Here is a 12,228-nt window from a genome sequence, read left to right on the forward strand (position 1 = left end):
ATTATTACTTTCTTTTATAAAATGATAAACCGAAAATATATCCGATACAAACCAATGTTACCACAAAACCAGCCATTAATGAAAAGATATCTGCTACAGCACCAAAAATCAATGGTACAAATGCACCTCCAATAATTGCTGTTACCATTAAACCCGAAATTTCATTGCTACGCTCAGGCATTGCATCGATTGTGATAGAAAATACCAAAGGAAAAATATTTGCAAACCCTAATCCGATAAGGAAAATAGAAACAAATCCAATAACTGCAGTTGGAGCGATATATAATCCTAAAATACCAAGCATGGCTATTACAGTTGTCACCTTCAAAAATCTTGTTGGAGACATCCAGTTTAGAATAACTCCTCCTAAAAATCTACCTGTCATTAAAGCCAGAAAGAAAAACAAAGTTCCCCATAGCCCTAATTCCTTAATGTCATAATTGAACTGATGCGCTAAATAATTTGGCAATTTTGCACTCATACTAACTTCAGCTCCTACATAAAGAAAAATAGCCAATACCATAAAAAACACATATGGATTTTTAAGCAAAGCTAATACAGAACCAAATGAAGCAGGAGTTGCTGCATCATCCTTTTGTTCATCAATCTTAACCACATACAAATAGATTACTGCAATTAATAGAACCACAGAGTAAATTGGGAATAAAATTTTCCAATCTAAATTCCAATATTTAGCTGCCATAAGAGGGATTAATGCTCCGGACAAGGATCCTATTGCCTTAAAAAATTGTCCAAAAGATAAATTTCTGGAGTATTTTCCTTCTGGTGACACATCACGCATTATTGGATTTCCAGCAACTTGCAGTAAAGTAGCACCTGTTCCTAGCAGTAATAATGCTCCTAATAATAATCCAAACGAGGAAAAATCTCCCAAAATTGGTAAAATCAAACCAATTAATGCAATTACCATTCCCAGCAACAATACAAACTTTCTACTTTTTCTATCTTGAAATAATGCCATTGGTACAGATAGTAATCCAAACATGATGAATCCCATGAATGTAACCAAGCCAGCCATAAAATTTGTCAGCTCATAATCTGCTTGTAACTGACTGGTTAGAGGTCCAACAACATCACCAAAGCCCATACAAAGAAAGGCTAGGAAAATCGGTCCTGATTTTAAATAATTGTTCTTCATAAATAGTTAATTATAAACGTTCTATTAATTTTGGTTCTAATACAATTCTTTTGCTTATGTGTTCTTTTTCATACATCACTTCCCCAAGAATATCCACAGTATAATTGGCTATCTTTTCAATAGGTTGAGCAACCGAAGTAACTTTTGGTTGGGAATAATCGAACAAATCCAGATTATCGAAACTCACAAACCTTACATCCTCAATTTTTTCCTTGTGAAAAATATTCATTGCCCAAATCGCATGAGCAGTAATCTGGTTATTGGTGAATACAACAGCGTCTACTTGTTCATCAATCAAATACTGCAATTGGGCTTTGGTACTCTCTTTTAGATTATTGTTATCAACAATTCGAATCAAACGATCATCAATGTCAATTTTATTTTCGCTTAAGGCTTCGCGGTAACCATCGATTCGAAGTTCCAGAGAATAAACATTTGGCGTAATAGAAAGTAATCCTATTTTTTTAGATCCATGCCTGATTGCATTTTGGACTGCATCCTTCATTGCATTTTTATTCTCAACAAGAATATAGTTTCCTAAAAAATCAGGATGTTCCCTGTCGAAAAACACCATTGGAAAACGTTGCGCCGCCAATGTGTTTAACATCGCCAAATTTTCGAAAGAAGAAGCCAGAATAAGTCCATCAACCTGTCGGTTCACAAACATATTTAGCAGTAAATCTTCTTTTTCCTGGGTTTCATCGGTACTTCCAATAATTAAATGATATCCTTTATCTGCTAACAAATCTTCTATCAGGCGTCCAATTTTGGCATAAAACGGGTTAGATATATCGGGAACCAAATAACCAATGGTGTTGGTTTTCCCTTTTTTCAAACTTTTAGCAATCTGATTGGGCTGATAGTTTACCTCGCGAACATATGCCAGTATCTTTTCTTGCGTTTTCTTACTGATATTTTTTTCATCCCCTTTATTATTTAAAACAAAGGAAACTGTTGTTTTTGAATAACCTAGCTCCTGGGCTATATCCTTTATAGATTTCTTTTTCAAGTTTTTTGCTCTTTACTAAACCGTTTTACTAAATCGATTTATCAAAAGTATGACATTTTTTGAAAGAATGAAAATTTTTATCCAAATCTAATGTCAATTAAATAGAAATCCCTTGAATATAAGATAAGCTTGTTTAAATAAATTGTATTTTTACCTATTGTCATGCGTATTTTCACACCTTCTGCCTGATTAAATCAAATAAAAATAGACAGATGAAAAACGAAAAGATTTGTGTTATTGGATGTGGTAACCTTGGTAAATCAATCGCCAAAGGATTATTGGAACATGAAGATTTTAATTCTGAAAATGTTATTGCAACCAGAAGAAAGCTCAAACTGATAGAAGATTTAAAACCACATGGTGCAGAAATTACCTCAGATAATCTTTATGCAGTTAGGAACGCTAACATCATTTTAGTGGCCGTTAAACCCTATAATGTCGATAAGATCATTAATGAGATTAAACCTGAAATAAAAGAAGGCAAACATATATTGGTTTCATTGGCTACTGGTTTAGGTACTAATGAAATATCTGAGATGCTGGATGATAAAATACCTGTATTTAGAGCGATGCCAAATATTGCTGCAGATATTGGAGAATCTGTCACCTGTATTTGTGGAAAGAATTCCTCTGTAGAACATACTCAAAAGGTAAAATTTATTTTCGATGCAATAGGTGAAAGTTTAATCATTAATGAAGAATTAATGGAGGCTGCTACAATACTGGGGGCCTGTGGTATTGCATTTGTTTTTCGTTTTATTCGTGCTATGATTCAGGGAGGTATTCAAATTGGATTTGATGCAAACACAGCCAACCAAATTGTTTCTCAAACCGTAAAAGGTGCTGCCAAAATGTTACAGGAAAATAGCAATCATCCTGAATCGGAAATTGACAAGGTTACAACACCAAAAGGTTGTACAATTGTTGGATTAAATGAAATGGAACATCAAGGATTCTCCTCTTCACTAATTAGAGGAATTGTTACTTCATTCGAGAAAATAGAAAAGTAACACAAAATCTATTCTTGTAGTAAAAAATAAAGCCATTCTGTATGAGAATGGCTTTTCAGTTATTTTACAAGGAGTAATTTTCGTTTTAATATCTCACCATCCACATTCATCCTAAGAATGTATATTCCGGCTGAAAGTCCCTTTAGGTTAAACTCCAAAGTATTACTAAAACTTGATACAATTCCAGTCTTAACTTCCATACCTGTATTTGAATATACACTCCAACTTATTTCACTATATATAATTTTGCTAAGGTCAACCGTAAATTTATCTACAGATGGGTTTGGATAAACCGACAAAAGCTTGTCATAATTCATTTCAATTTGTTTTGAAACACTTGTACTTCCACAATCATTTGTACCTGTCAAACTCACAGTATATTCTCCATAGTTAAGATATTCATGGCTTGGACTAACTTCATCTGAGGTATTGGCATCTCCTAAATTCCAGGTAAAAGAATCAAAATCAACTGATTGATTAATCAATGTTAATTTTTTATTTTGTATTGAGTAATCAAAACTAAGCTTTGTTAAATCAATAACTTTTACATCTCTACTAATTTCAATATCCACACCATTTGACCTATAGCTAAGCTGTATTGTCTTATTTCCCACTGTATTGTAGGATACATCATGAGGCCCAGCTCCAGCAGCTTGACTTGGTGTAGCACCTTCACCAAAGTCCCACAACATATTTTCTACTCCTTCATTAACGATTGCTTCAACGGTAAAATCATTGCCTACACATTTGCTACTGGCATTAATTTTAAAAGATGGATCATATCCATTTAAAGTTTCTACTCCCACATTCAATGGATCCAACCAATGTTTTAACTGTTGGTTGATATTAGAGTAATTAGCCCAGCTCGATGAAAATTTTGCAAAGTAATCATTAACAGAATTGCTGCAATTTGCATCTCCACCTGTTAAATCACCAATAATTCTATGGTTTTGATCAAAAAGAGGTGAACCAGATGAACCTCCTTCAGTAGTTCCTACTTCCCAATCTAAAATTTGCCAGCTTGTATTCTCATCAAAAGTGTATCGAGCATCCGAATATGTAGCGCTTACAGGAGGATCAATATCAATCGAAATCTTTTTAACATCTCCACTTGGATGATGAATGCATGTTGTATTCACTGGAATTGTTCCTGATCTATCCCATCCTGCATAATAAGGAGAATAAGATAAAGGTGGTTGTACAGATAGCTCTAACAGAGTAAAATCTAAATTTGATGTTGTTGCTCTTAAAGTTGATCCGGAAATTGATTGAGATCTCTCACCATCATTTGTTCCACATGCAGAATTTTCGTAATTAAAATAGAAAATTGCTGCATCAGCAACTTCCTGTTCGTGCATTACATGATAAGCAGTTAACAAATAAGGCGTTCCATCCTGTCTGGTATTATTAATTAAAGCTCCAGATGCGATCCACCCATTGTATAAAATGTGACAAACCGATCTTTTTTCAGTTTGCCAACCATTTCCTTCAGGACAACTTATATCCACATTACATTCTCCAGATGCCTTTACATTACTCCCTTTTAGCAAATTGAAAACATTTTTATAATCATGTAGAATTGTTTCTATAGACAATTCAGCAGAAAATTCAACTTCTGAAGGTTCTATATATTCAATCGTGAGCTCATCACCCATTAAGGGTTCAATAGAAAATTTGCCTGATTTCTTATTATTTTCATAAGTATAGGAACCTAAAACCTTAGTGGTATGATTATTATAAACAAATAATTGAGCTCCAAATGGTATTCTGAACTCTGAAAACTCCAGACCCAAAGAATAAGCTCCTTCGGATTTTACCGAAAACCGCCAAACTTTTCTACCATCGCTTAACTCTTCCCAAACTCCATCCTTTTTAATACTATAATCAACATCGAATGAATAGGCATACTGAGCATGCTTTAACCTTACTCCATACTTACCATCACTTTCTATGACAGATTTCGATATTGTATTAAATTTTGGAAGTTTAACCAACTTTGGCTCAAAATTAGCCTTCGCATCTTTAAATAATGGCTCTCCACCATGAGAAATTTGTGCTTTTACAGCCATTGAGAGAAATAATAGACTTAATCCAAGTCCTGTTCTGATTAGTTTAAATATCATGAGATTTATTATAGAGATTCTCAAAAATAACAATTATGCTGATAAAGTCAATCCGCAAAAGCATATAGTCACCCTAATTAATACCCATATTCGATAATTATCTTAAAAGAATATTATCAGGATAAAAGAGGTCACACTTTATTCCAAAAAATTAATTAAATTTGATTAACAAATATTGAAAACCTAATTACACTCTATGAGCACAGACACTTTTAACTGGTCTAAAAAAACCATTCTAATTGCTGAAGATGTTGAATCAAATTATCTGTTTTTGGAAGAGGTAATTGGAAGAACAGGGGCTAATATTCTCTGGGCCACGAATGGCCAAAATGCCATTGAAATGTTTACACAAAACGATATTGATCTAATTCTTATGGACATACAAATGCCATTACTAAATGGATTTGATGCCACTAGAGCAATAAAGAAAATAGACCCTAAAGTTCCTGTTATTTCACAAACCGCATATGCAATGGCTGAAGACAGGGGAAAAAGCATCGCCGCGGGTTGCGACGATTACATTTCAAAGCCAATTTCAGGTCAGAAGTTATTAAGTCTTATAAATAAGTACCTTTAAATAAAAGTTAAGCTTACATCTTTTAAAAACTTTTCTTCGAGTAGACTTACAATCTTTTTTACTACGGTTCTTCTAATTTCAAGCTCTACAGGCAAACTAGGATCTTGATGAGCAAAATTAATACGAGTACCCGATATAATTGAAATTTTATCGCTCTGCAACAAATAATGTACAATTTGATCTGCCGGTCCATCTCCCAGATCATAATCGATGGTATATTCTTCCAAAATACGTGCAACTTTTCCTATGGTAAGAATTCCTTCGGTAACCAAGTTAATTCCTTCCATATATGAAGCTGGTGGTAATTCAGGATCTGTAATTTTCATACCTGCTGCAAATTTCAAACTCAATTCTCGAGCAAGTATTTCAGCAGTAGTACCTCCACATATAATTTTCTTCCCTTTAAAGTGATAAACACGCATTGCATATTCAGAATCTTTATCCTCTTCAAATGGTGGTCCGGTGCATATTAATAGCTTTCTTGGCTCTCTGTAATAAATTACACCTGCACTGGTATCATCTTTGGGTTCATCATTATCATTTCGGGAAGCTTTCTTCACCAATTGCAATCCTAAATTTCTAGCAGATATGAATGGAGTTGTTCTTACAATATTCTTCACGTAATTCAAAGCATTCTCATGTCCCCAACCAAATGGCAACTCTCTACTTCCCATCCCCGATTGCATGATACCATCAGACCAAAACAAAACCCTATCCTCTTTTCGTGCGGTAAACGAACAAGTTCTTAACTGTTTTCCTTGATTTTCCTCACTATCAAGAGTTATGGTTCTCCAACCTGGATCATAAACCTCTGCTCCCCGCATAACAACACAACAAGGATTATCAAACTCTATAATCTTAGTTGTTCCATCATATTCGATATCAATTACAGTAAAAGTAGAATAACTAACCTTACGAACACTGCAAACAGGAAGCGTATTCATTATAATCTCGGCAATAGATATTACATCCTTATGCTCCGCAGTAAAATTCATTGCCATGGAAGCCGTAAGTGTGGCCAATACATTGGCTTTTACACCACTCCCCATTCCATCACTTAACACTGCAATTGTTCTGTTTTCTTCTTTTATTCTTCTAGAAAGAAAAACATCACCACAAATCATATCTCCATGATGGAATAATTGTTGACAATCTATGTCGATGTGAAATTTATCTTCCATTATTCTGTACTTTCTTTATCACCTGGAGTGTGAGATTTGATAATCGAATTCATTAATTTCTCAGTCTTAGAGGCACTTTCCCCTAGTAAAAATGCAATTTGCTGAACCGTTTGCAGGTTTTCTTTGATTACAGCTCTTGCCCTACCGATCACCTCTTCTTTTCTCACCTCCGGAGCATATAAGTCACGGATAATCCCACCAACAATTTTGTTTTTCTTAATTGTAAACACCGATACATTAAAAAGCGCATTGCCATAATGCACATCTTTATTCAAAATATCTTCACCATTAAGAATAACTGTTGAAAACAACTTATGGAATGGTATCAATTTCGTTAAGTCCGCATCAACCAAACCAGGAATTATTTCACTTAGCATTCTTGCTTCATCACCCAATAAATTCACGAAACTGGTGTTGGATTCAATAACCTTCAGATTTTCATCCACTATTACAACTCCCGAAGGTAATTTTTGCAGCATGGCAGATACTGTTTCCGAAGCTTCTTGTGCAATGACTCTTTCTTCATTGGCTATCCTCTCCGATTCTTTTAGCGCGGTTTTGGTCTGTGAAAGTTTAGAGTTTGTAATATTGAGTTCTTTGATCACAGAATTCATATTCTTGATCGTATAAGAAGAACACATCTCAAAATTTGCCAAACCTTGACATTTCGCAATCGCAAATTCCCGGCACGACTCATAACCGCATGAACCACAACCTAACTGATCCTCAACCTTCTCCTTTCCCATTTCTACAAGAACGTCATATACTTCCTCTTCCGATGGAATGGGAAGATTTTGTCCTCTGGATTTAAAACCTCGATTAAGATCTAAATTCTTGTATTCATCAATCTCTTTCTGCCATTGTTCCTCGTCAAAAGTCTTTAATCTCTTTCGCACATATCTAATAACCTGAGATCTTCTTGAAAACTTACGCCCTCCGGCAGAAGCTCCCGGTCCCATGATACATCCTTCACAATAAAATAAATCCAAATGCTGATTTAAATTGTGCTGAGTTTTAAATTCATTAATGGAACGCAAAAAGTTATTTCTTCCTTCAGTACTAATAATTCCTCCATTTAACATGCTAACATCAATATCAGCAGCCTGGAACAAACCATGACTAATTGGAAACAGTCCTCCCAAACGAGCAAATGGAGGATCAAATTCAGAAAACTCTACTGAATTTTCTGTTATGTCATATTCTTTAAATAATTTTCGGAGTTCAACAAAACTGAGTACTGCATGAATATCTCCATCCGAACCATTAAAAAACTTCACATCATTTTTACTTGCAACGCATGGCGATAAAGAAACAACCTTTGTATTCTTTCCATATTTCTTACGTACAACCTTTGCCATTGCAACATTTGGAGGTACAATAGGAGCAAGATTTTCAACCAAATCGGGATGGAAATTCTCCACCTGATTTACGAGTGCCGGACACTTGGTTGATATGTAGTATTTCCCATGGAAATTATCGAAAAGCTTCTTGTATTTATATGCAACCAAATCTGCACCAAATGCAGCTTCAACCACGTAATCGAAACCCAAAGCTCGAATCATTCCTACAAAGTTTCTATAATCCAGAATATCATCGAATTCACCAGAAATACTTGGATCACAAATTGCAACAACCGGATCGTTACCGCTCAGTAACATTTTAACCTGATCTTCGGAATTGCGATATTCAATTGCAGCTTGAGCACATACAGTCACACAATTTCCGCACCCAATACATCTGTTTTCAATGATATGGGCATAATCATTCTCAATTTTTATCGCTTTGGCAGGACAAACACGAATGCAAGTATAACTAAGGTTACACTTGTCCTTATTGGTTAGGATTAAAGGCATAATACGGGAGTTTTAGGGTTGGAAACTAAAGCATGAATTAAACAAGGCCAAAAACCCCATTTAATATTTCAATTACGCCTTCCGGATCAATTTCTTCGTATAATTCATCATCAATTTTAAGAATTGGTCCTTTAGCACAATTGCCCGTACAAAGTTCTCCATGAAAGAAAACCTTATCTTTTAATTTATTCTCTTCCAAGTAGGTATTAATTGCTTTAAGAGCTTTACCATTCCCTCTTGAAAAGCATGAGCTTCCCAAGCAAATGGTGATTTCAATTTTCTCAGCCATCTAGTTTGTTGTTTTGTTTTCTAGTACAGTTTAAATATAGCTAAGATCTACTTCTTTTAAAAACTTTTCCTCCAGCAAGGCAACGATATTCTTAACAACGGTTCTTCTAATTTCCAATTCAACAGGAAGTTTAGGATCCTGATGTGCAACATTGATCTTGGTTCCATTAATGATAAATATCTTGTCACTCTCGAGTAGGAGTTTAACAATTCTATCGGCAGGACCATTTCTTAGAACCGTATTTTGGTTGTAATTACTCAGGATTCGATGCACCTTTCCCAATGTCAAAATCCCTTCGGTTACCAAATCTACCCCTTCGATAAAGGAAACCGGAGGCAATTCGCTATCGCAAATATTTAAATCAACTTCTATTGGTTTTTGCAACTCTCTTGATACAATGCCAGCAGTTGTTCCTCCGCATACAATTTTTGTTCCCTCAAACTCACTCATTTGCTTTACCAGTTGCACATCTTTCGATTTTTCGTAAGGAGGTCCCGTACAAATCATCAAATTACGAGGTTCGCGGTAATATAAAACTGCGCATGATGTATCATCCTTAGGCTGATTACTATTGTTTGCACATGCCCTTTCCACAATATCATTTCCCAAGCGACGAGCCGAAATGTATGGCTGCTTTCTAATCAAAGCTTTTGCAAACTGATCCACATTTCCCATTCCCCAACCAAATGGCAAACGTTTGGATCCCATCCCCGAATTCGTTACGCCATCGGAACAGAATATAATTCGATCTTCCTTTTGTGCTTTAAATCGATATGAGTAAAGTATTTTGCCCTTATTAGCCTCTCCTTCCGGATGCAATTCTTCACATTCAGGCTTATAAGATTCCAAGCCCCTTAATATCAAACAATCGGGATTATCATAGCTAATAATCCTGGTATCACCATCACACTCAATCTCTACAATGGTAAAGGTCGAATATCCAGCTTTTCGCTTGCTACAAACAGGCAAAGTTTTCATGATTACTTCTGCTGCCTTTCGGATATCCTTGTTCACCTTCATGTAATTCAAAATCATTGATGATGTTAGTGTAGCCAATACATTGGCTTTTACACCACTCCCCAATCCATCCGAAAGAACAAGTATGGTTCGGCCTTCATCTTTCAGCTTTCGCGACATAAAAACATCACCACAAATCGATTGGCCTACCTGATTTCTCTGCTGACATTCAACCTCTATGTAAAAATTATCTTGCATATCCGTTCAGCTTTAGCTTTGTTTTTTTTATTCTGCTGGCTTATAAAATTCCACAATCGAATTCAGCATTTCCTCGGTTTCCGATGCATTCTCTCCAAGTAAGTATGCAATCTTCTGTACCGTTTCCAGGTTTTTTCGGTTTACAGTTTTTGCTCGATTCACAACCTCTTCCCTTTGGATGTATGGTTGAGACATATCTCTAACAATTGCCCCAACAATTTTATGCTTATGGATACTAAAAATACTTACATGCAGCATTTTATTGTCATGTTTTATGTCTCGTTCCAAATTATCTACCCCTGTTGCTAAGGCAGATGCAAACAGCTTATGAAATGGAATTATCTTTTTCAAATCAGCATCAACCAAACCAGGTATGGTTTCATAAACTTCTTCTATTTCTTCGCCTAGTATTCCAGCAAAACTTTGATTGGCCTCTATAATTTTCAACTCATCGTTTACAATTACAACACCCGATGGAATTTTACGTAGTAAGGCCGAGGATTTATCCTGTGCAATTTTCCTCATATACGATACGCACATATTTGGTTCTGAACGATCCTCCAAGTATGCCTCTGCAAATTCTCTACATGAATTGTATCCACATCCCCCACAATTGATTTCATCTTTATCAGAATACTTCCCAATCATGGTTAAAGCCTCTTTTATACTATTTTCGGAATGCTCATATTTTGGAATTGGAGAAATGGAATCGAAATTACGCTGTATAGAAAAATCGGTATTCAAAACAGCTGCATCATCCGAGTCCAATTTATTAATTACCTCCAGGCGTTTAATTGCCGTTGAATACTCTTTCTCAGCACCAGGTCCATTTACGCATCCTCCCTCGCAAGCCAACAACTCCAAAAACAGTTTGTTGGTTTTTCCATATTTGTTTAAATCGCTTAATACATTTTTAATGTTTCCAATGCCCGAGAAAGTCATGTAAACCGCATCGGTTGCGCTAACGTTTTGCTTTATTCCCATGATCATACCTCCATCAATTGGATACAAGATGCCACGTCCCGCTTTGCCAGGAATAAAACTATTATTCACCTTATCTTCAGGAAACAAATATGGATCCAGATTTTCCTCTTCCAACCAATTCTTCAAATCAGTAAAAGTTAAGGATGCATCCAATAAGTCTGGAAATTCATCACTTTCTGCTTTCTTGGCAATACAGGGCCCTATAAAAACAACTTTTGAATCAGGAAATTGTTCCTTTAAGTACTTGGCATGAGTTAACAAGGGAGATAAAAATGGTGTAATATTCTGCTTAAATATCGGATAATGCTTACAAATCATTTCTACTACCGAAGGACAAGCAGATGAAATATAAACTCCATTCTCACCACCATCTACATAACTGGCTACATGTTTTGAAACCTCCTGTGCTCCAAGTGCCGTTTCCGAAACTTCGGCAAAGCCTAATTCCTTAAGTGCGGAAATAAACTGATCATCTTTTAGGTTCGGAAATTCGGTTACAAAAGAGGGGGCTATGGAAACAATGATATGATCTCCTCGATTAATCATTGCCTTCACTCGCTTCACATCGTCGCGTACTTTTTTTGCATTTACAGGGCATATTTGTGTACAAGTACCACAATAAATACAATCGTTATGAAGGATCTGGGCTGAATTATTCACTACTTTAATTGCCTTTAAAGTACATTCCCGTATGCACTTGTAACAATCCTGACAATCGTTCTGTTCTGTATAAACTGGCTTTAATACATCCATAAGATCTAATTGTAATCACGTATCTCATTTAGCTTCTGCAAAGTTCAATATTTATGTTACCGATAAGTCTAAATA

General features: G+C 35.5%; 10 protein-coding genes. 2 read left to right on the forward strand and 8 right to left on the reverse strand.

All coding sequences use genetic code 11. The annotated features are described in order from the left end of the window. Positions 1 to 4: 4 nt before the first annotated feature. Together NQ163_RS04265 and NQ163_RS04270 are read right to left on the reverse strand one after the other, a co-directional pair. Positions 5 to 1,159, reverse strand: coding sequence for an MFS transporter (locus NQ163_RS04265; RefSeq protein ID WP_120239486.1), 1,155 nt, complete (start codon positions 1,157 to 1,159; stop codon positions 5 to 7). Between the two features lie 10 nt (positions 1,160 to 1,169). Next, the gene (locus NQ163_RS04270) at positions 1,170 to 2,168 is read right to left on the reverse strand and encodes a LacI family DNA-binding transcriptional regulator (protein WP_268189046.1); all 999 of its coding nucleotides are present in this window, start codon (positions 2,166 to 2,168) and stop codon (positions 1,170 to 1,172) included. A gap of 212 nt (positions 2,169 to 2,380) precedes the next feature. On the opposite strand from NQ163_RS04270, the gene proC reads away from it, so the two are divergent. Then, complete coding sequence (gene proC, locus NQ163_RS04275) at positions 2,381 to 3,178, forward strand: pyrroline-5-carboxylate reductase (protein WP_268189047.1); 798 nt, start codon at positions 2,381 to 2,383, stop codon at positions 3,176 to 3,178. A gap of 59 nt (positions 3,179 to 3,237) precedes the next feature. On the opposite strand, the gene NQ163_RS04280 is transcribed toward proC, so the two are convergent. Further along, positions 3,238 to 5,301: a T9SS type A sorting domain-containing protein gene (locus NQ163_RS04280; RefSeq protein ID WP_268189048.1), complete on the reverse strand. Its 2,064-nt coding sequence runs from the start codon at positions 5,299 to 5,301 to the stop codon at positions 3,238 to 3,240. 196 nt (positions 5,302 to 5,497) lie between these two features. Between NQ163_RS04280 and NQ163_RS04285 the strand changes: the two genes are divergently transcribed. Further along, positions 5,498 to 5,878 carry a response regulator gene (locus NQ163_RS04285; RefSeq protein WP_120239482.1) on the forward strand — a complete coding sequence of 127 codons (381 nt, stop codon included), beginning with the start codon at positions 5,498 to 5,500 and terminating at the stop codon, positions 5,876 to 5,878. On the opposite strand, the gene NQ163_RS04290 is transcribed toward NQ163_RS04285, so the two are convergent. The 5 genes from NQ163_RS04290 to NQ163_RS04310 are packed head-to-tail and all read right to left on the reverse strand — an operon-like array spanning position 5,875 to position 12,153. Then, on the reverse strand, positions 5,875 to 7,059 hold the full coding sequence (locus tag NQ163_RS04290) for a SpoIIE family protein phosphatase (RefSeq protein WP_120239481.1): 1,185 nt from the start codon (positions 7,057 to 7,059) through the stop codon (positions 5,875 to 5,877). The genes NQ163_RS04285 and NQ163_RS04290 overlap by 4 nt on opposite strands. Beyond that, positions 7,059 to 8,912, reverse strand: coding sequence for a [Fe-Fe] hydrogenase large subunit C-terminal domain-containing protein (locus NQ163_RS04295; protein WP_268189049.1), 1,854 nt, complete (start codon positions 8,910 to 8,912; stop codon positions 7,059 to 7,061). The genes NQ163_RS04290 and NQ163_RS04295 overlap by 1 nt, the downstream gene beginning before the upstream one ends. Positions 8,913 to 8,949: 37 nt before the next feature. Then, the gene (locus NQ163_RS04300; protein ID WP_054720008.1) at positions 8,950 to 9,201 is read right to left on the reverse strand and encodes an NAD(P)H-dependent oxidoreductase subunit E; all 252 of its coding nucleotides are present in this window, start codon (positions 9,199 to 9,201) and stop codon (positions 8,950 to 8,952) included. Between the two features lie 30 nt (positions 9,202 to 9,231). Next, the gene (locus NQ163_RS04305) at positions 9,232 to 10,416 is read right to left on the reverse strand and encodes a SpoIIE family protein phosphatase (RefSeq protein WP_268189050.1); all 1,185 of its coding nucleotides are present in this window, start codon (positions 10,414 to 10,416) and stop codon (positions 9,232 to 9,234) included. Positions 10,417 to 10,443: 27 nt separating this feature from the next. Beyond that, entirely contained in the window at positions 10,444 to 12,153 is a 1,710-nt protein-coding gene (locus NQ163_RS04310; protein WP_268189051.1) for a [Fe-Fe] hydrogenase large subunit C-terminal domain-containing protein, read from the reverse strand. Between the last annotated feature and the right edge of the window lie 75 nt (positions 12,154 to 12,228).

The organism is Marinifilum sp. D737, from assembly GCF_026672275.1.
Taxonomy (GTDB): domain Bacteria; phylum Bacteroidota; class Bacteroidia; order Bacteroidales; family Marinifilaceae; genus Marinifilum.